Origin of the sequence: Pseudodonghicola flavimaris (assembly GCF_030164425.1) — a bacterium.
GTDB lineage: Bacteria > Pseudomonadota > Alphaproteobacteria > Rhodobacterales > Rhodobacteraceae > Pseudodonghicola > Pseudodonghicola flavimaris.
The window spans coordinates 18,252-37,144 of record NZ_JASNJD010000027.1 but is presented as its reverse complement, the minus strand read 5'-3'; the positions used below and the strand labels follow the sequence as shown (position 1 = coordinate 37,144).

Annotated in this window: 16 protein-coding genes; 4 read left to right on the top strand and 12 right to left on the bottom strand. The window is 62.5% G+C overall.

From position 1 onward, the window contains the following. Positions 1–19 precede the first annotated feature (19 nt). Together QO033_RS23070 and QO033_RS23065 are read right to left on the bottom strand one after the other, a co-directional pair. Positions 20–265 (bottom strand): hypothetical protein, encoded by a 246-nt coding sequence (locus QO033_RS23070; protein WP_284483202.1) that lies wholly within the window; start codon positions 263–265, stop codon positions 20–22. A gap of 106 nt (positions 266–371) precedes the next feature. Then, entirely contained in the window at positions 372–653 is a 282-nt protein-coding gene (locus QO033_RS23065) for a WGR domain-containing protein (protein WP_284483201.1), read from the bottom strand. A gap of 172 nt (positions 654–825) precedes the next feature. Between QO033_RS23065 and QO033_RS23060 the strand changes: the two genes are divergently transcribed. Next, positions 826–2,280 (top strand): phospholipase effector Tle1 domain-containing protein, encoded by a 1,455-nt coding sequence (locus QO033_RS23060; RefSeq protein ID WP_284483200.1) that lies wholly within the window; start codon positions 826–828, stop codon positions 2,278–2,280. Here the strand turns inward: QO033_RS23060 and QO033_RS23055 are convergent. The 5 genes from QO033_RS23055 to QO033_RS23035 form a co-directional block, all read right to left on the bottom strand. Continuing rightward, complete coding sequence (locus QO033_RS23055) at positions 2,255–4,168, bottom strand: type IV secretory system conjugative DNA transfer family protein (protein WP_284483199.1); 1,914 nt, start codon at positions 4,166–4,168, stop codon at positions 2,255–2,257. The two genes, QO033_RS23060 and QO033_RS23055, sit on opposite strands and share 26 nt — an antisense overlap. A gap of 14 nt (positions 4,169–4,182) precedes the next feature. Beyond that, positions 4,183–6,123, bottom strand: a complete 1,941-nt coding sequence (locus QO033_RS23050) for a relaxase/mobilization nuclease domain-containing protein (protein WP_284483198.1) — start codon at positions 6,121–6,123, stop codon at positions 4,183–4,185. Beyond that, on the bottom strand, positions 6,116–6,736 hold the full coding sequence (locus QO033_RS23045; RefSeq protein WP_284483197.1) for a helix-turn-helix domain-containing protein: 621 nt from the start codon (positions 6,734–6,736) through the stop codon (positions 6,116–6,118). Before QO033_RS23045 ends, QO033_RS23050 begins: the two co-directional genes overlap by 8 nt. 411 nt (positions 6,737–7,147) lie before the next feature. Beyond that, a complete protein-coding gene (locus QO033_RS23040) occupies positions 7,148–7,324 on the bottom strand; it encodes a hypothetical protein (RefSeq protein ID WP_284483196.1) in 177 nt (58 codons plus the stop codon). Positions 7,325–7,959: 635 nt separating this feature from the next. Beyond that, positions 7,960–8,298 (bottom strand): DUF736 domain-containing protein, encoded by a 339-nt coding sequence (locus QO033_RS23035; protein ID WP_017470241.1) that lies wholly within the window; start codon positions 8,296–8,298, stop codon positions 7,960–7,962. Positions 8,299–9,217: 919 nt separating this feature from the next. Here QO033_RS23035 and QO033_RS23030 point away from each other — a divergent pair. The 3 genes from QO033_RS23030 (at position 9,218) to QO033_RS23020 (ending at position 11,783) form a co-directional block, all read left to right on the top strand. Continuing rightward, on the top strand, positions 9,218–9,799 hold the full coding sequence (locus QO033_RS23030; RefSeq protein ID WP_284483195.1) for a plasmid pRiA4b ORF-3 family protein: 582 nt from the start codon (positions 9,218–9,220) through the stop codon (positions 9,797–9,799). Positions 9,800–10,045: 246 nt separating this feature from the next. After that, a complete protein-coding gene (locus QO033_RS23025; protein WP_223118422.1) occupies positions 10,046–10,876 on the top strand; it encodes a type IV toxin-antitoxin system AbiEi family antitoxin domain-containing protein in 831 nt (276 codons plus the stop codon). After that, entirely contained in the window at positions 10,866–11,783 is a 918-nt protein-coding gene (locus QO033_RS23020) for a nucleotidyl transferase AbiEii/AbiGii toxin family protein (protein ID WP_284483194.1), read from the top strand. The genes QO033_RS23025 and QO033_RS23020 overlap by 11 nt, the downstream gene beginning before the upstream one ends. Positions 11,784–11,961: 178 nt before the next feature. On the opposite strand, the gene QO033_RS23015 is transcribed toward QO033_RS23020, so the two are convergent. The 5 genes from QO033_RS23015 to QO033_RS22995 all read right to left on the bottom strand — a co-directional run bounded on the left by QO033_RS23015 (position 11,962) and on the right by QO033_RS22995 (position 18,885). After that, positions 11,962–12,558 carry a DUF6088 family protein gene (locus tag QO033_RS23015; protein ID WP_107817737.1) on the bottom strand — a complete coding sequence of 199 codons (597 nt, stop codon included), beginning with the start codon at positions 12,556–12,558 and terminating at the stop codon, positions 11,962–11,964. A 541-nt stretch (positions 12,559–13,099) separates the two neighbouring features. Further along, a complete protein-coding gene (locus QO033_RS23010; RefSeq protein ID WP_078572358.1) occupies positions 13,100–13,801 on the bottom strand; it encodes a VIT1/CCC1 transporter family protein in 702 nt (233 codons plus the stop codon). Next, positions 13,798–15,711, bottom strand: a complete 1,914-nt coding sequence (locus tag QO033_RS23005; RefSeq protein ID WP_088726623.1) for a heavy metal translocating P-type ATPase — start codon at positions 15,709–15,711, stop codon at positions 13,798–13,800. Before QO033_RS23005 ends, QO033_RS23010 begins: the two co-directional genes overlap by 4 nt. Positions 15,712–15,716: 5 nt before the next feature. Further along, complete coding sequence (locus tag QO033_RS23000) at positions 15,717–16,697, bottom strand: FAD:protein FMN transferase (RefSeq protein WP_038147442.1); 981 nt, start codon at positions 16,695–16,697, stop codon at positions 15,717–15,719. Next, positions 16,678–18,885, bottom strand: coding sequence for a PepSY domain-containing protein (locus QO033_RS22995; RefSeq protein ID WP_078572356.1), 2,208 nt, complete (start codon positions 18,883–18,885; stop codon positions 16,678–16,680). Before QO033_RS22995 ends, QO033_RS23000 begins: the two co-directional genes overlap by 20 nt. Positions 18,886–18,893: the final 8 nt, after the last annotated feature.

The window sequence follows — 18,893 nt, the reverse complement described above, 5'->3', positions numbered from 1 at the left end:
CAAAGGTTTGGGATACACCTTAGCCGACTGTCCGGATTCCTGGGACCACTTCAGTCAGGCCCTTTAGTGCAGGTGCGTAGTGGAACTTCTTGTTGAACAGAACGCCGCCAGGAAGATCCGTCTTGTTGGTCGAGCCATTGCGCAGCTTCGAGATCGCTGCCTTGGCCGCATCCGTCGCCTCAGCAAAAGCAAAGGGGAATTCATTCGGATCAAATGGCTTGGCCGCAATCTCGGCAAGGGCATCGTAAATTTCAGTCGGGTTCATCAACAGGCCTCAGAATTCGTTACACTATTCGTAGTCAAAGAAGCCACCGGAAACTACCGAAAATAAACGCGAAATACACGCCTGGCGAAATCTAATTTGCCGCTTTTCAATCCATTTTCTGCTCTGCGACCGCTCGATACCCTCGCCGCGTCTTGTTCGCTGCGAGCTTCAACAAGGCGGTCAGAGCATGCCCCTCGTCCGGGTGCTGTTCGATTAGCATCTGCCCTCGAAACCCGATACGGCCCCATTCCCGCACAAGGCATGCGCCGCCAAACAGGTCCGCCTGAACGCTCATTCGATAGAAGCGGCGCATGTTGAGAGACGGGTCGATCCGCTTGAGATCGACGTTCGTCGGGAACACTTCCATTTGCTCCATTGTATCCAACATATTGGGCAATCCTTACTTAGACACCACAATACCAAGTGGACACATGCGTTTCCACTATGTTCTAGTTTTTCTCGATTCGGACGAAACTGTTTGCTGAACTCCTCCCCCAGTAGCAGAACTGCTGCAGGTTTAGGACTTCGACTGTACTTCGTGTTCTTGAATAGGGCGACAAATGGTAAAGAACATCTGCATATTCTCGGATGGCACCGGCCAGATGGGTGGCGCCAGGCCGGACCAACGGCTGTCGAATGTTTACAAGATGTATCGAGCGATGCGCCCGGGTCCAGATTCACCAATTAGCTCTAAGGACCAAGTGGCTTTTTACGACCCGGGCTTGGGAACAGGAGAACGCGGTGGGTTTTTCGGTCGGATCAAGCCGATCCTGGAAAGCGCCGTCGGAACTGGCATCGACCACAACATCATCGATTGCTACGAGCAGATTATTGCCCATTACGAGCCCGGTGATCGCGTACTGCTGTTTGGGTTCTCTCGCGGAGCTTATACGGTCAGAGCACTGGCAAACGTTATGAACCTCTGCGGTGTCCCGACGCAGATGCCGGATGGTTCGCCGGTCCCGCGTCACGGTCCCGGATTGCGCAAGATCGCCAAGGACGCTGTAAAATTCGTGTATGATCACGGTGCTGGAAAACCGCGCGGACAAGATCCTTACTTCAAGAACCGTGAAGAGCTCGGCAAACGATTCCGCAAGAAGTATTCGAGCTTTCCCATTGAAGGTGAAGACAACCAAGGCAACGTTCAGCCAACATTCATCGGGGTCTTCGAAACGGTGGCATCACTGCGAACGGCACTTGTCCGCACCTTGGTCTGGGGCGTCACTTTCGGGGTCGGAGCGGCTTTTGCCGCGGGTGTTGCATTCGGGTGGTCTTGGCTTTCGGTTGTTCCACTCGGCGTACTACTGGCTGCGCTTCTTTGGCAGCTTGGCTCCCTGTTGCTCGACAACTTCAAATATTTCTCCGACGATCCCGATCGCAAACTGAAGCTCTGGCGCCCAACGGATTGGCCACAGATCCTCAAGACGGGTCACTTCGCGGCGTGGAACAAGCGCAACTACGACAAGTGGCTGGATCCCGATGTCCAACACGCCCGTCACGCCATGGCGATCGACGAGGACCGTGCTGACTTTCCAAGGGTTGGATGGGCATCCAAGGCGGCCGCGATTGAGACCAAAGATCGAGAGCCGAAGTGGCTGAAGCAGGTCTGGTTCCCGGGCTGTCATAGCGACATCGGCGGAAGCTATCCCGAGGCAGAGTCCCGCCTGAGTGATATAGCCCTCGATTGGATGGTCGACGAATTGAAAGACTGCGTGCCGTCGATCCAGATCAACGAGAACGTCTTGAATCGCGCCCCTGACCCTCTGGGTTTGCAGCACCGCGAAGACGCGATGGTAGCATTTGGCCCCCTCCGCATCCGCTGGAAGAAGGGAATTCGCGCAGTTGGCGACGACTTCCCGCTCCATCCTTCAGTCGAAGAGCGCATGCGAGCCAAGGCCGTGGCCCAGTGTGGCGAGGTTAAACCCTACCGACCTGCCCAATTGAAAGAGCGACGCGACTTGAAATCCTACTACGACGAATCGACGGCGCTCACCCACCCAACAACTCCTCGATGAAATCCTCCTGCCGGTCGAGCGCTGCCTCCCATTCCCTTGGCACGGCGGCTTCCCGCTCGAGCGTCTCAGGCAAAGGCTGCCCGCGCCCGGCCTCCATCGCCATCACGCTCATCGCGCGCGCTTCGCGGCGCTGCGAGCGGTCCCGGACAGGTGCGCGTTCGGCTGGTTTCGCTTGCTCGTCTGCGCCGGCCTCATCACTACCGTCGCTGCCCCAAGGCCCCACGCCCTGCACGCTGGGCGGATAGGGGAAGGGCTTGCCCTCCTGGCGGGCGAGAATGTCCTTGAAGAACGGATCGTCGTAATACTTGATCCGGCTCGCCTTGATCGGATGCTGGGGCGAGGCGAGGATGATGACCTCGTCAGGGTCCATCAGGCGCGCTTCGGTCTCGGAAAGCAGCGGCCGTTCTTCCAGCCGCGCTGATGTCGAGGTCGCGCCAAGGAACCCCTTGTTGCGGCCATACATCCGGGTGACCGCCTCGCGGGTGGTGCTGCCGACGGCGGCGGAAACTTCCTTCACGGTGCGCTGATCACGCGGGGTGATGTAGAGCTTGAGCCCTGCCCCGTTCTCGAGGCTTTCGCGGCCCTCTGGCCCATAGATCCGGTCGAGCGAGGCCAGCGACTGCGCGATCATCGCGACGCGACCGCCGTAGCTTGCCAGCGAATGGATCGCGCGTTCGAGATAGGGCATCGCCCCCATCTGCTGGAATTCGTCGATCATCATCATTACGGGCCAGGGCTCGTCCGGGCCCGGCTCATTCAGGCGGATCGAGGCGATGAGGTCGGCGAACATCAGGCGCAGGAGCGGCGCCAGCGTCGCGATGTGATCCTCGGAGACGGCGATGTAGAGCGACTGCGGGGTCTTCCGGAATGTCGAGAAATCGAAGTCGCTCGCCTCGGTGGCCGAGCGCACGGCGGGGTTGTCCCATTGCTTGAGACCGGCGGTCATCAGCGCCTGAATGTTCGAGGTTAACAGTCGCGACGAGGCAGAAGCGGCGTTGGTCCAGAGCTCGCGCAGGATGTCTTCCTCGGCCTCGTCGGCATAGGTCTTGTACTGGGCGTTCTTGTACTCGCCCCCGGCGACGATCTTGTTCACCTCGCCGAGGTTCGGTGTGCCGCGCTGGATCGACAGCAGGCAGGCGGCGACGAAGATCGACTTACCGGCCTCGGAGAAGGTGTCGAGCGTCTTGTTGTCCTTGTCGAGGAAGAGGTCGGCCAGGATCGACACCTCGGTGAAGCGCTGCGCGAATGTCGGGGCCTTGGCGATCCGCGCGAGCGGGTTGTAGCGATGCGTGGCATTGGCCCAGTCGAAGGGGCTGAAGCGATAGACCTCGTCGCCATTCAGTGCGCGAAGGCGCGCGGTCTTCTCGAAGTTCTCGCCCTTCACGTCGAGCACCACGACCGAGCCCGCGAAACTCAGAAGGTTCGGGATCACGAAGCCCACGCCCTTACCGGCCCGCGTGGGCGCGACCATCATCACATGCGGGATGGTGGTCGAAGAGATGAACTCGGCCTTGGAGGTCGGCGCGCCGAGCTTGCCGCAGACAAAGCCCTTGCCGGGTGCCTGAAGCATGTCGTTCTTCTTCAGCTCCGCCTTGGTCTGCCAGTGGGCTGAGCCGTAGTCGTCCCGCTCCTTCTTCCAGGTCCAGGCGAGCGCCAGGGCCCCAAGCCCGATGGCTCCGAAGCCGACGGCGCCAAAACCCACCTTGAAGGCTTCGGGATGCGCCGCGCGCGCGCCCGCGCTCGCCTTCCAGAGCGCCAGCATGTCGAAACTCTGAAACCCGGTTTTCAGGGCCAGGGTCAGGTAGAAGGCGGCGACGATGGTGCCGATGACGGCCCCGCAGATCACACCGAAAAGAAGCGCAGCCCAGAGGGGAAGTGTCTTGGTCATGATGGTAATCTCCCTCAGAATTCCAGCTCGTCATCGAGGCCGCGGTCTAGTGTTTTGTTTCGGGCAAGATCACGCCCCAACTCTTGCGCCTCCTGCTGGCCGCGCAACCGCGCGACCTCGGTCGCCTTGTCCTGCTGCAACCCGGCGGCGCGGTCGGTGAACACCTGGTCGCCAGTCTCCTCAAAGGTCATTTCGAGGAATTCCTGCGTGACAGTGATCTGGTCGAGCTTGCTCGGCAGGGCCGCATCCAGCACCTCGTAGTTGCCGCGGCGAAGCTCGGCCAAGCCTTCTTCGCCCAACTCCTTGAAGAGCTCGGATTGCAGGGTCCGCTCGACCACCTCTTCCTGTTCCTCGCTGAGCTTGCCGTCCCGCAACATGTCGGCGAGGTCCTGCAGGTAGGGATTGGGCGTCCGGTCGTCTTCGTCGATAAGCGGCAGGATCTCCTGTTCTTCGTCCGCGAGGGTCCGACCGATCTCGACGCCCATCTCCTTTGCTCTTTCCATCAACGCGTCCATTACGCCGTCGACCTTTTCCAGCGCGGCATCCAGTTGGTCATCATTGGCGGTCTCGACGCTGAGACCGTCCTTCGCCAGCACCGCGTTCATGTCCCGCTCGACCCAGTCCTGCGCCATGCCGTAGTTCCGCGTGCCGCCCGCCGCGATCCGGGCCATCAGCTCCTCGCTGTCCATGCCTGCCTCTTCGGCGCGCTCGAGCACGTCACGCAGCCCCTCGTCCTTGCCGGACTGCAGCGCAGCAATCAGCACCTCGCTGCCCGCCCCCGGCGGATAGGGTTCTTCGAGCTGCTTGCCAAAGCGCGCCCGTAGCTCCGGGTCCGGCACCATCTGCGAGAGATCCGCGATGATCGGCGCGGCTTTGGCCTCGAAGGCGGCCCGCTCGGCCGGGTCCAGTTCCTCGGCCTTGAGCTTCAACGCCTCGATCGTGCGTTCTGAATAGTCGATCGCATCACCGACGGTCTTGATGTCCTTCATGTCTATCTCTCCTTCGGTGAAGTTCCACGGCGTGCCGGAACCAAGCCCGTCCGCCATGCCGCGCACGGCGCGCGCCATGTGGCGCTGGTCCATCCGGTCCAACAGGTCGGCGAGGTTCTTGTAGTCCTTGGCGAAGCCCACGACCTGTGCCTGCGCGATTGCGGATTCCTGGGCCGTCATGACAATCTCGCGCGGCAGGCGGGCCTCTTCCTTGGCGCGGTAGATTTCCTCGATGCCTGCAGGCTTCTCGAAGATGCCGCGCTCGAGCCGGGTGGTGGCGTCGAGCATGACGCCATAGCCTTCCGCGATCTCCGCCTGCTTCTCGCGCATGAGCTGCGGCGACATCACGCCTTCGGCCCAGCAGGAAAACCAGGTGCCCTTCTCGACGCCGCGATTGTTCAGGATGATATGCGCGTGCTTGTGCGCCCGGTCGTCATGGACCGCGAGCACATAGTCCCACTGGTCGCCATATTCGCCGCTCTCGAAGAAATGCTCCGTCCAGTCCATGGCGATGTCGCGCACCTGGTCGACCGTCACGTCGGTCGGGAAGGACAGCAGCATGTGCGAGGTGAAACCGAGCTTGGTCGAGCCGCGCCAGGTCCCGGCCCAGTCCTCGATAATGTCCTCTTTCTGCTCCTCAGAAAGCACCGCGGTATCGGTCAGCGCGTTGGTCATCGTCGAGTAGGTGTAGACCGCCTTGTCATTGATGTAGGAGAGCTGCGCCCCGAGCGAAGCACGCGTCTTGCAGCCTCCGGCCCGGATCCGTTTGAACACCGCCGCCCGGCTTTGCCCCGTCGCCGCCTTCAGCGCGTTACGCGCCGACAAGGACCCCACGCGCGAGAAACTCCGACCCTGTCGACGCCCCGCCAGCCGCGCGTCGATCCGCGCCGCGGCCTGGCCCCGGATGCGCTCATCCTCCCAGAGCCGGCCCATGACCGAGGCATAGAGAGCGAGCGGATCAGCCATTCCTGACGAGCCTCAAACCTGTCACGGTCTCGCGCGGGGTGCTCTCCAGAACCGCGCCATCCGCCCCCTGCCCTTCTTCCCTTTGCGGCCATTCCTGATGACGCAGCGCCCGCGCCGCATCCTTCATCCGGCCCATCTCACGGCTCATGGACTGCGCCAGATCAAGGAGTTCGATCAGCACTGCGCGGTCCGCCTCTGAGACCTCCAGCCGACCGCGATGGACCGCCTTGGCGAGAAACAGTCCGGCGTCGCTCACGTCCTTCGCCTGACGCCACGCGGCGCAGAATTCCGCGACAAGATCACGCGGCACATCAAGGAATCCGCAACGACCGCGCAGCACCGCGTTGAGCGCCTGCGACCGGTTGGCATACCCCCGTGCGCGCCACTCTGCATCGAAGGCGTCCAGCTCTGATCGGCTTGCCCGGAACGCCACCGTCTCGCTTGGATCGCGCACCGCGATCCCCTCGCCCGCCTCCTCTTTTGCGAGCCGGTTTACGTGGCGCGGAGAGATGCCAAACGCCGCCGCCAGCTCCTTCGCGCTCTCGCCCGCCGCAAAGCGCCGCGCAACTTCGATGCGCTGTTCAAGCTTCAGGTTTTTCGCTGGCCTCGGCATGGGTCAGACCCCTCGGACAAAATGTGCAAACATTGGCCATATCCTGCCAACGTCTTCCTTCTCTCCTTCGCTTGTACTTCAATTCATCAGATTGCGCAATATTACGTTTTGCATGTTGTGTATTTTTGCTAGCATTGGACGCCATCAAGACCGCGCGGCGCGGCGCGACATGGAACGGCTCCCGCCCTCATCGATGCAGGAAAACCAGGTCGAAAAAGCTTCCGAAATTTGCGCTCAAACAGCACGCGACGAGAGGCAAACTGAATGCCCGAGCCGGTCACAGATCGGGCGCGAGGAACACGAAAACGGCCCGCGCGGAATGGCGTGGGTCGCACCCTCTGAGGGCGTCACGAACTTTTGAGAGTCGACGTCTGACCCCTGCGAATCCGAAGACCCGCAGGGGCGTCTGGGTCAGTGACCCAGTCCCTGAGAGCGCAGGTCGTCGTAGCGGCTGCGCGCGATCAGAGCCTCGGTCTCGAGGCTGTCGAGAGTCTCGGGATGGGCGTCTTCATCGAAGGCGGCGAGGTAGGCCTCGAAGGCCATGTCGGCTTTAAGTTCGGCGAGGTCGATGGAATGTTCGAGTGTCATGGTGTGATCCTTTCCGTTGATCGTCGTTGGACGGATCGTGGAAAAGACCGGGGGCATGAGAGCGGGCTGCACCCGGCACGGGGCGGAATGAAATGGAGCACGCCGGGGGCAGGTTTGTTGTGAGCGATGCCCCCGCAGCGCTCAAGGCGCCAGCCGTCCAGAAACCTGCCCCCGGCGTTGCTGACCACTCGACCCCGGGCTAGCGATCTCTGAGGCCAACAGGTCGACGGAAAGGCGCACGGCGGTGACCTTCACGTGAGACGTTGCCCTCTGTAGCATGACGTTGGTTCGCGGTTTCCACCCTCGCGGCACAGGGTGATTTCGGCGCCTCTGGCAGCTCCGCCAACACGACCCAAGCGCGGGTTGCTCGACTGAGAGAAGGAGTGAGCTTGTCTCGCTGAGCGGTCTGCCAGTTCTCCCTGCTGACATTCGATTCCGCCTCGGCCGCGCGTGATCCGCACTGTCACGGAACAGAATGATCGGAGCCGCTTCTGCGACCTATCCAGTCTGACTACCCGCCTCTGCGTGCACGTCCGAAATATGCCGCATTCTTCGGACACCGGCATCCGGCCCGTCCTTAGGGCGCACCTAAGAACGAGAAATAGCCAGACCGCCGGAGCGGTCTGGCCGTTGGCTTACGCGGCGTCTTTCGGACCCCAGGGAATGACGGCCTGCAGGGACAGATCGTCCTGGTTTGCGGCCTTGCCGAGGTTGGCGTTGAAGCCGTGGTCACGGATGGTCAGCGTGTAGTAGTCGGCGCCGGTCTCCTTGTTCTGTTTCTTCCAGATGCCGCCGCACTCGACCAGCTTGCCGCGCGGGGAGCGGCCGAGGACGCGGTGCGTGGGGGCCATCGGGTTCGTGCTTGCGACGGGTTCGACCGTGATGTCGAGGTCGAAGGTCAGGGTCGAGATGGAGCCGACGCCCTTGGCGGTTTCGATGTCGGCGCTGGTGAATTTGATGCAGTTCGTGGTCATTGCTCTTCTCCTTGTTTGCGTTGCAATGATGGTCACCTTGCAGCTGGCCAAGGCCCGGCCACACCGAAGGCGAAGCGCAGCGGAGAGGGGCAGGCGCCGGTCTTTTTGCCTCGCGAGGAATGACCCGGAGGGTCAGGGGAAAAAGATCGGCGACAACCTTTGTGGACGGGACGACAGCTGCGACCAGCATGTCATGCAACTCAGACATCGGGAGAAGTGCGGTGGCCTCGTAGGAAAATGAGTGAACAGCCGAGGGAAATGCCGGGGGCGGTGACTTTTCTGTCCTCTTGCCCCGATCCCCACCCGGACGAGTCGGAACTTTGCCTGACCCAGCGTCAAGTGCTGCGACGGCTGGTTTCCATGGCAACGCGATGTGTGTTGTCTGGAAGAGCAGCAGGGATACCGTCGAAGCCTCGACACCCTGCTCGGCTCACCCGGATTTCGAACGGACCCTCTACGACAGCCCGATAACCTGCGATTTGCGCATCACGACTATCACCGGCCTTATGCCAGCTGCGGCCAATGCGATTCTGCGGTCGTCGAACATCGTTTACGGCCAATGATGCCGCGGCAGAACAGCATATCCAGCAAGGCGAGGAACAACACCGGCCGAGACGCGAGGTACAAGAACACAGATGTAGCGCGCGCCCCAGCGACCGAAACCGAAACGGCCGAGATGAAGCGTTGCCACGACCATGCGACGGCTGGTCGGGCTGGCTCCGGAGGAGACTGCGCGGCCAGCGGCACGTCGCAGGGAGAGGCGGCGTTTCAGCTCGGGGAGGGCGGCTGCGTGCAACCGACCGAGTAGGGCGCGGTCCTGACCAAAGGGCAGGAGGGGCCAATGTTCCCCTTGAATGCTTCAACTTAAGAATCAAAAGTTACATCAACGGCAGGGCCATTGAGACAGGCGGAAAACACTTTGATTGAGCTGAAAATCGAACTTGTTGCTATTAAACCACCGATCTGGCGTCGGATCCTCGTGCCGAATGACATCAGTTTAGACATCCTGCATTCCGTTCTCCAGGGCGCGATGCCTTGGCAAGACTACCATTTGCATGAGTTCGAGATTGGCGACGACAAGTTCGAGGCCCGCGACGAAAGTGACGACAGCTGGGACCCAAACGATGGCCGGAAGGACGAAAAGAGGTTTACTCTTGGCGAGCTAGTCAAGAAAGGCAGTCAGTTCACATACACTTATGATTTTGGCGATGGTTGGCGGCATCTCGTCACTGTTGAGAAGGTTAGAAAGCCAACCGGAAGACCAGATCAGGACTTTCCTGCTTGTGTTGCCGGAGAGCGCGCGTGTCCGCCAGAGGACAGTGGCGGGCCCTACTCTTACGAAGAGTTTCTCGACGCGCTGACCGACAAACACCACCCGGAACATCGTGATACAAAGCAATGGGCGGGCGCGTTCGAACCGGAAGTGTTCAGCGTGCAGCAAGCCAATGCTGCCGTCGGTGCGATGTTTGTATGGGCAAAAGAACGCCACAATCGAAAGTGAAACTTGGCTTTGGTTTGGCGCAGCGGCTTCGCCATGGGCACAAAGCTTCAACTTTTCGATCCGAATGGCCGAGCGTCTCCTCGGCCAATCTAGGGCACCCACGCCCTGCTTTGCTGGTGAGCTTCAGAGCTGACAGCCACCAGTCTCTTTGAGAATTTCAGAGTTTGTCGATCCTTGGCGGACTATCTCACAGGTTTTCAAAGAAACAAGTGGCGGCCTCTTTAAAAATATATCATTGTGTCGCCTATGAGCGGACAAGAACACGAAAAACTAAAGAGCCTTCTTGAGGCTGTCCCGACGGGGTTCCTCGTGGACTCCGCCTGGCTTGAGCACCACGGGATAGGCCGACGTTCATCCTACGCCTATGTCCAACGCGGCTGGCTAGAACGCCTTGGACGCGGAGTCTTCCGCCGCCCGGCACCAGGCAGCGCCACCACGAATACGCTCGATTGGAAGACCTGCCTGCTCTCGCTCCAGCACATCATGCATTACCCTGTCCATATCGGGGGCGCGACGGCATTGGGCCTGCAAGGCTATGCGCACTATCTCTCCCTCGGCGACAAAAGCACGGTTTGGCTCTACGGCTCAAAAATCCCCAACTGGCTCGAAAAACTGCCGCTCAACGCCGAACTCCGCACACGCAGCGTATCGCTGTTCTCCGATCCAGAGTTGGGTGTCAACGACGCGCGAAATAATCTCAACGAGACAGCATCGTCCCTGCCATGGGACTGGAAACTGGTGATGTCCTCGCCGGAACGCGCGATCTTTGAGGCGCTGGACGAGTTGCCGGATCAGGAGAGCTTTCACAACCTCGACATGGTGTTCGAAAGCCTGACGACGTTGCGCCCAAGAACCCTCTCGGCACTGCTCAGAAGTTGCAAGAAGATCAAGGTCAAACGCCTGTTCTTCGTGTTCGCCGACCGCCACGACCATGCCTGGCGCAAGCGACTCGATCCGGAAGAGTTCGACCTCGGCAGCGGGGATCGCGCATTGGTCAAAGGCGGCAAGATACATCCGCGCTACAGGATCATGGTGCCCGAAGAGTTTGTAAGAAAGGAACGTGGTCATGGCGCGTGAAGACTATGCCGCCCAAGTGGCCCTGCTCGTGCGGGTACTTCCATATGTCGCGAAGGAGGAGATATTTGCGCTCAAGGGCGGGACAGCCATCAACCTCTTCTATCGCGACCTTCCGCGGCTCTCAGTCGATATCGATCTGACCTATCTGCCTGTCAAGGACCGCGCCGAAAGCCTCGCTGAGATCAACGACGCGATGGACCGGATTGCCGCTGCCATCGAAGGCGGCATCACCGGCGCCAAAGCGCAGCGCATTGCCGGCGGCGGCGGCGGCGCCACGCGTGCGCTCGCACGCCTCGGCGCAGCCGAAATCAAAATCGAAACCTCCCCCGTTACCCGGGGCGTCGTGCATGATCCGGAACAACGTGAAGTCTCCGAAGCCGTCGAGCAGGAGTTCGGATATGCGACGATGAACATCGTCGCTTTCGAAGATTTGTTCGGCGGTAAGCTACATGCGGCCCTCGATCGCCAGCACCCGCGAGACCTCTACGACGTCAAGCTCCTCTACGAGAATGAAGGGTTTACCGACGAGTTGTTCCGTACTTTTCTGATCTACGTTGCGAGTTCACCCCGCCCGCCGCACGAACTTCTGAACCCAAACCTGATCGATCTGGATCAGCCCTATGCCCGGGAATTCGAGGGCATGACGAAGGGAGCGGTCGACCTTGCGGAATTGGTCTCAACGCGCGACCGCCTGATCGGTGATATCCAATCCCGCTTGGATGAGAGCGCGAAGAGGTTTCTGAGAACCCTGCATGAAGGCGACCCCGACTTCGACGCGATCGACCGCCCTCAAGCGGCCGAGCTTCCGGCGGTCAGATGGAAGCTCATCAACGTGAACAAGCTGAAAGCAGAAAACCCGGAGAAGCACGCCGTCCAAGGGGAAGAGCTGGAGAAGCTCCTCGGCTGAAGATGGATCAGAGATGACTGATTTCGAGAACGACCCCGACTACGAAGAATGCTTGGTCACGTTTTTTGATGTGCTCGGCTTTCCAACAAGTCTGCGGGCCGCCCCAGTTTCGAGGCGGCCACTTCCAGAGCGTCAATCTTGTCTTCGCGCGACAACGAAAAATAGGTTTGGTTTTCTGTCATTGCGACGACGCAAGCGCGCTAAGTTCCTTGGCCATCCAGGTTGGCGCACCGGCACGAAGGCTCAGAAGCTCGCGCTGCTCCTCTTCGTTCAATGTCGCCTTGATACGCCTCAAAGCCTGCGCAGCTTCGGTTTTGCCGAAATATGCAAGCGCCCGAAAAGCGTGGCCGGCACGACTGTTGGGTGCACGAAGCTGCCAGCTCGGCACATGTTTAAGCTCGACGCTTTGCGCTCCGAGTTTCAGATGACGGCTCGGCCCGGAAGTCCAATAGACTTGACGGGATGGATTCTGTGTCGAAATACCGAGCAGGTTCGCTGCCGACGCCCCGCTTTGCGACACACGCTCACCGGTTGATTTCGCAATGTGCTCAACCACGGCCTGAACCGAGGGTGCCCGGCTCCCGAAGCGGGTTTTCACGGGCAGTGCGAACAATCCGCGTCTCACACGCAGAAGCTCCCCACGTCGAACCAAACGCGACAGCGCCTGGTCGACCGCGGCACGCTCTCCGAGGTGCAACAACTCCCGCGCCGACAGGGTCGCCCCCTCCGGCAGCGCTTCAGCATAGGCCTTGATCGCTTGAGATGTGGTTTGCATGCTCGCCTCCATGTGTCAGATATATAGCTTAGTTTCTGACGGTTTTCAAGCTGAAGCTTCCGTGGGTCAGTCTCGCTTAGGACCAGATCGCACTATTGGGACACCTTCCCCGAGCCTCTGAGGCACAAGGAGGAGATTCATGACGACGGCAAATCATGACCAATTGGGTTCGCGTTGTAAGGCCCATATCGACCAAGCGACAAGAACGGCCCAAACCAGCCATGGCCGCTGTCGTCAATCGCTGCGCTGCAGCTTCACCAGACCGGACTTTCACTGCAGATGCATGATCTCGGTGCCATCGACCTCACAGCTTGCAGCAAAGCCTGCCGTTCGGCCAACGGCCGTGAAGGTCTGCTTCCCACCCGTTAGCAGACTTTAGGAGGCGCTTGTACACAAAAACGCACACTGGACGCCGTAACACCTTGATAGCGAATCAAAATCGCTCCTTGGGTTTAATTCAAGACCGACGCGATTGCCGAACGGAGTGGCCGAACCCGGGGGGCTGACATCCAACGTCTACACCCTCTGCTGCCATCATTTCCTACCCGACAGTCACACCAAAGATTGTGCCGACTGCCGCTGTCGCGGCCATCGCGAGGGCGCCCCAGAGCGTGACCCTGGCGGCCCCTCGCGCGACGCCAGCGCCGCCCGCCGAGGCGCCCAGTCCACCGAGAACCGCGAGGCCAATGATCGTCGATGCTGCCACCAAGAGCGCGATCAACGTTTCCGGCACGAGCAGCACCACGATCAGTGGAAGCACCGCGCCGACGGCAAAAGTCAGCGCCGAAACCAATGCCGCCTGGACCGGGCGGGCCGTCACGGTCTCGGAAATGCCCAGCTCGTCGCGCGCATGCGACCCAAGCGCGTCTCGCTCGGTCAGTTGAACCGCGACCTTCTCGGCCAGATCCCGATCAAGACCTCGATCGACATAGATCAGGGTTAGTTCCTCAAGCTCAGCCTCCGGTGTTTCCTCAAGTTCGCGCGTTTCGCGCGCAAGGTCGGCTTGCTCGGCGTCGGTCTGGGAACTGACTGACACGTACTCGCCTGCAGCCATCGACATCGCACCGGCCACGAGCCCGGCCAACCCCGCGATCAGGACCTCGGGCTTTTCGGACCCCGCTGCGGCGACGCCGACGATAAGGCTCGCGGTCGAGACGAGACCGTCATTGGCCCCAAGTACGGCCGCCCGCAGCCAGCCGATGCGGTGCACCATGTGGATTTCGGAATGCGAGAGACGGCTCATGGCGTGGCTCCTTGAACAATGTCGGCCTGCCCTGACGTTGCGGGCTGTGGTTTGGCCATAGCAGGCTCATGCGGCACAATGCGCAGCGCCCGCAGGGCGTTGAGGATCACGGCGACGTCTATCACCTCCTGTAGAAGCGCTCCCTGCACAGGGGTGAGGTAGCCGAAGGCGGCGGCAATCATGCCAAGAACCGAAAGGCCGATCCCGGCGACAACACTTTCGACGGCGATCCGCCGGGACGCGCGGGCGATCTCAATGCCGGGCCCAAGCCGGTCGATCCGGTCGACAAGCAGCACCACGTCAGCGGCCTCGGCGGAGGCAGCGGCGCCCCGAGCACCCATGGCCACACCGACATCGGCTGCCGCGAGTGCCGGCGCGTCGTTCACGCCGTCGCCCACCATCATGACGGGTCCGTGCTTGCGCTCTGTGAGAACAAGGAGAACTTTCTGATCCGGCGTCAGCCCGGCGCGCAGACCGTCGAGACCCAGCCCCTCGGTCACGCGCTCGGCCACATCTGCGCGGTCGCCTGTGGCCAACAGTATACGCCCGATACCCTCGCGGCGCAGACCTTCCAGCATGACGCCCGCGCCCTCGCGCAATGGGTCGGACATCACCAGATGCCCGACCATGTGTCCATCGACCGCTACGGCGACAAGGACCGATCCGGCGCTCTTGGCGGTGGCGGGGTGATCGCCCGTCATCCGCCCAACCCGGGACGCCACGAAACCGTCGCCGCCGACGATCACGCTGCGGCCCTCGACATGGCCCACGACCCCTTCCCCCGGAAACTCGGCAACCTCGGACGGCACGGGCAGCGTTAAGCCCTGCGCCTTCGCGGCGGCGACGACGGCCTGTGCCACTGGGTGCTTGGAGGCCTGATCGAGGGATGCCGCAAAGAGCAGGATGTCGTCCTCGTCCATGCCATCCGCACTATTTATCGACACGATCTTCGGGCGGCCATCCGTCAGCGTTCCGGTTTTGTCGAGGATGAGCGTGCGGATCCGCGCCATCGTTTCGAGTGGCCCCGCGCCCTTGATCAGCACGCCGAAATGCGCGGCTCGCGACAGGCCCGCGACCAGCGCCACAGGAACGGCGAGGATCAGCGGACAGGGCGTCGCCACGACCAGAACGGCGACGGCCCGGATGGGGTCGCCGGTGAACCACCAGGCAGCGAAGGCTATGGTCACGGTGACGGCCAGGAATCCCAGAGACCATCGGTCGGCCAGCCGTGACATCGGTGCCTTGGACGCCTGCGCCTCCTCGACCAGTCTGACGATTCCGGCATAGGTGCTGTCCTTGGCCTCGCGGGTCGCCGTGACGTCGAAAGCCTCGCCTGCATTGGTAGAGCCGCTCATGGCCTCGGCCCCGCGTGCAAGCCGCACCGGTAGCGACTCGCCGGTCAGCGCCGAAGTATCGACAAAGGCCGCGTCAGAGGCCACCGTGCCGTCCACCGGCACCACGTCGCCCTGACGGATCAGCAGCCGATCGCCGGGAGCGATTTCCTCAAGCGGTATATCTTCGAGGCCGCCATTGCGATGCCGTGTCGCTGTCCGCGGAACTCGGGACAACAGGTCGTGCATCTCGTGCCGGGCGCGGCCTTCTGCGAAGCTTTCGAGGAAGGTGCCACCGGAATACATCACCGCGACGACCGCCGCGGCGAGAGTCTCACCGAAGACGAGCGCGGCAGTCATCGACAGCGCTGCGACGATATCGAGGCCCACCTCGCCGCGTCCAATGCTGCGCAGGATCTCGACTGTGAGCGCGGCAAGGGCTGGAACAACCCCGGCGAACCAGACGATGTTCGCGATGTCGCGCCTGCCAGCGAAATAGAATGCAAGACCCGCGATCAGACCAATCACGGCCAGAAGCAGAATTGCGGTCTTGAAGCGATCGGTGCGGGTCTGGTCCATTCGGCTTATCTCCCCTCTGCTGGGGTCATCGCCGCTGGCTCTTCGGAAAAAAGTCGTCCGACTCCTACGCCCCTCGCGCTCCCTGCATCATCGCGCAGGAGGAACAGGGCGTCGAGCCCTTGTTTTCTTGCGAGTTTCGCTCCTTTGTCGAGACCGAGCACCATAAGCACCGTTGCCCAGGCATCGGCCTCGGCACAGCTGCGGGCAACGACGGTGACGGAGGCAGGCGACGCGATCAGCGGCGCGCCGCGTCTCGGATCCATTGTGTGCGAGAGACGGCGACCCTGCACCTCGACCCAGTGGCGGTAGTCGCCCGAGGTCGCGACGGCCGCGTCCTGCAGCGCGAGGATTGAATGCGGCCTTCGGCGCTCGGAGTCCGGCGCCTCGACCGCGATGGTCCAGGCCTCGCCGTCTGGCCGCACACCCATCGCCCGCATCTCGCCGTCAATCCCTATGAGTCCGGCGGAAATCCCATGATCGCGCAGGGTCTCGGCCAGGCGGTCGACGCCATAACCCTTGGCGATACCGTTGAGGTCGAGCGCGACGGGCGCGGTCTTGCGAACGTGGTCGCCGTCGAACTCCAGGACTTCATGCGCCGGGCAACGAGGGTTTTTCATCGCTGCGCGGATGCCATCCGGCGTGACGTCTCCTGGCCCGAAGCCCCAAGCTTTAACCGCGTCGCCCATGCCGATATCGAAGGCCCCGCCGGAGGCGCGCCCGATCTCCAGGCCGAGGCGTATCACCTCGCGCAATCGCGCGGGAACAGCGATCCATTCGCCGACCGGCGCCGCATTGAGCCGCATCAGGTGGCTATCGGGTTTCCAGGTGGACATCTGTGCGTCCACCTCATCGACAGCCGCCTGAAGCGCCACGCGGACCGTGGCCGGGTCGAAGTCCGGTTCCGCGAAGAACAGCGTGGACCAGCGTGTGCCCATGGTCGGTCCGTTCAGCGCGACCTTCACCAGCTCAGTAGACATCTTCGACATACCGCCCCTCCGCCTTCAGGACTGCCGGCGTGAGCCCGGCCGGCGCGAGGATCTCGGCCAGCGTATCGGCCACGCCCGCCGCCATTTCACGACCGCCGCAGACCATCACGCGCGCCCCGTCACGGATCAGTCTGGTGACCTGGGCCGCGTCGTCCCGCAACGCGTCCTGCACGTAGTGCGGATGCTCCACCCGCGAGACCGCCATGACCAGACGCACCAGGCGTTCCTCATCCTGCCAGGCGGGCAGTTCCTCGCCGTAGAAGAAATCGCTTTTGGGATGCCGCATCCCGAAGAAGAGGTGGATGGGCCTGCGGCGCGTGTTGCCGCGCACAAAACCCGCGAGCGGCCCGATGCCGGTCCCCGCGCCGATCAGGATCAGCGGTGCCCGGCTCGGCCCCGGACGGAAGCCAGGGTTGCGGCGGAGGAAGGCGGTGACCGTATCGCCCGGCTCCAGGGCCGTGAGCTGACCCGAGCAGAGACCGCCGGGGTGCTTTTTCACGACGATCTCGATGAAGCCGTCGCAGCGCGCGGAGGCGAGCGAATAGAGCCGCGGGACGGCGCTTCCTTCCGGCAGGACGCCGATCAGGTCACCGGCCTCGAACCGCGCGAAGCCCGCCCCGACCAGCCGCTGCCAGAGCGTGACGCGCGGAAGCGCGAAGCGGAGGATCGCGGTCGGGGCCTGCACCTCGGCGCCGTAGTCGCGGCGCGAGACGAGGGTCAACGTTTCAGTTTTCGGCAAGACGGGCTGGTGCGACAGCTCGAGGTCGATCCTGAGAGCGTCGCCCAGTGCGCGGCCCCAGCGGGCGAAATCCTGCGGCGATTGGCGGTCGACGGTTTCGAGCGGAAGAAGCTCGGGCCAGCCCTTCGCCTGCGCCGCTGCTGCGACGTCCTTGGCGAAGGCGCAAAAGGCTGGAAAGCTGCGGTCGCCGAAGCCAAGCACCGCAATGGGCATGTCTGGCACCCGATCGAACGCGTTCAGCCGATCGAGAAAGCCCTTCGCTGAGGCGGGCGCCGCCCCGTCGCCGTAAGTCGCGGCGAGCAGGATGATCCGCTCGGCCCTCGTGTAGCGCTCTGGCGCAAAGCCCGACATCGGGCCGACATGGACGCTCTGCCCGGCTTGCGTCAGCGCGGCATGAAGCGTCGCGGCAAAGCCCCAGGTGCTTCCCCCCTCGCTGCCGACGAGCAGGATCGTCCCGGCGCGGCCTGCGGGCTGGTTGCCCCGGATGCGCGGCCGCGCGCGCCGCCCGGCGAGCCAGATCAGGACGCCGGTAGCGCCCATCGCGGGCACGCCGAGCGCCATGAGCCCGAGCACGAGACCGAGCACCGCCGCACCCTGTCCGGTGTGCAGCATGTAGATCGTCTCGGAGACGCGCTCCCATCCGGTCAGGTCGGCCCAGGCCAGGAGGGCACCGTCGCCCTGATCGAGATATCCGGTGCCCCGGTCGGTCTTGAGCGTGAAGACATCCGTGGTGTCCCCGGGATAGGGAAAGCTCAGCTCGCGCAGGTCTGCGACTGGTATTTCGCTCAGACCGGCAAGGCGGTCGAGCGCAACGCCCGTCTCATTGCTCACCTCGGCCGGAAAGGCCGGCGGGGCTCCGCCATCGGGAAGCAGGTCGAAGGTCGACGCCGTCATCCACAAAGCCGTAGTCGAGGAAAGCAGAAGGCCAACCACGGCGATCCGGGCGATTTCGACGTGAAGACGACCAGCGAGCGGTCCGCGCAGAGGCGCAAACCAGTGCCGCCATCCGCCCGTCCGGCGCGCGACCAGTGCCGCTCCGGAAAGGGAGAGGACCAGCATCGCGGCCGCCCCTGCAGCCATGGCGATGCGCCCGCCGTCGCCCAGAAACAACGAGCGATGCAGGTTGGTAATCCAGCGTTCAACTTGATTGGGATCAGCCGAGGCCACGCCCTCACCCGTGGCGGGGTCGATCACGGCGGCGCCCGGCGTGCCTTGATCGAACCAGTAGGCGGTGATCTGTCCCGATGGCGACCGGCGGATCTGCTCGACGCCCGGATAGACCAACTGGATGCGATCCGCGAGAGTGGCGACCGTCAGTTCGGTCTCTGCCTGTGGCGCGGCAAGCCGCTCGGCCGCAGGAAAGACAGACAGCGCCGCGCCACTCAAGCTGAGGATGGTGACGAGCACGAGGGCCAGCAGACCCGGCCAGCGATGGAGTGCACGGATCATGGCCCTCA

What these genes read in the sequence shown, in the direction of transcription:
- QO033_RS23070 (WP_284483202.1), bottom strand. Translation starts at nt 265, where the DNA reads ATGAACCCGACTGAAATTTACGATGCCCTTGCCGAGATTGCGGCCAAG.
- QO033_RS23065 (WP_284483201.1), bottom strand. Translation starts at nt 653, where the DNA reads ATGTTGGATACAATGGAGCAAATGGAAGTGTTCCCGACGAACGTCGAT.
- QO033_RS23060 (WP_284483200.1), top strand. Translation starts at nt 826, where the DNA reads ATGGTAAAGAACATCTGCATATTCTCGGATGGCACCGGCCAGATGGGT.
- QO033_RS23055 (WP_284483199.1), bottom strand. Translation starts at nt 4,168, where the DNA reads ATGACCAAGACACTTCCCCTCTGGGCTGCGCTTCTTTTCGGTGTGATC.
- QO033_RS23050 (WP_284483198.1), bottom strand. Translation starts at nt 6,123, where the DNA reads ATGGCTGATCCGCTCGCTCTCTATGCCTCGGTCATGGGCCGGCTCTGG.
- QO033_RS23045 (WP_284483197.1), bottom strand. Translation starts at nt 6,736, where the DNA reads ATGCCGAGGCCAGCGAAAAACCTGAAGCTTGAACAGCGCATCGAAGTT.
- QO033_RS23040 (WP_284483196.1), bottom strand. Translation starts at nt 7,324, where the DNA reads ATGACACTCGAACATTCCATCGACCTCGCCGAACTTAAAGCCGACATG.
- QO033_RS23035 (WP_017470241.1), bottom strand. Translation starts at nt 8,298, where the DNA reads ATGACCACGAACTGCATCAAATTCACCAGCGCCGACATCGAAACCGCC.
- QO033_RS23025 (WP_223118422.1), top strand. Translation starts at nt 10,046, where the DNA reads ATGAGCGGACAAGAACACGAAAAACTAAAGAGCCTTCTTGAGGCTGTC.
- QO033_RS23020 (WP_284483194.1), top strand. Translation starts at nt 10,866, where the DNA reads ATGGCGCGTGAAGACTATGCCGCCCAAGTGGCCCTGCTCGTGCGGGTA.
- QO033_RS23015 (WP_107817737.1), bottom strand. Translation starts at nt 12,558, where the DNA reads ATGCAAACCACATCTCAAGCGATCAAGGCCTATGCTGAAGCGCTGCCG.
- QO033_RS23010 (WP_078572358.1), bottom strand. Translation starts at nt 13,801, where the DNA reads ATGAGCCGTCTCTCGCATTCCGAAATCCACATGGTGCACCGCATCGGC.
- QO033_RS23005 (WP_088726623.1), bottom strand. Translation starts at nt 15,711, where the DNA reads ATGGACCAGACCCGCACCGATCGCTTCAAGACCGCAATTCTGCTTCTG.
- QO033_RS23000 (WP_038147442.1), bottom strand. Translation starts at nt 16,697, where the DNA reads ATGTCGAAGATGTCTACTGAGCTGGTGAAGGTCGCGCTGAACGGACCG.
- QO033_RS22995 (WP_078572356.1), bottom strand. Translation starts at nt 18,885, where the DNA reads ATGATCCGTGCACTCCATCGCTGGCCGGGTCTGCTGGCCCTCGTGCTC.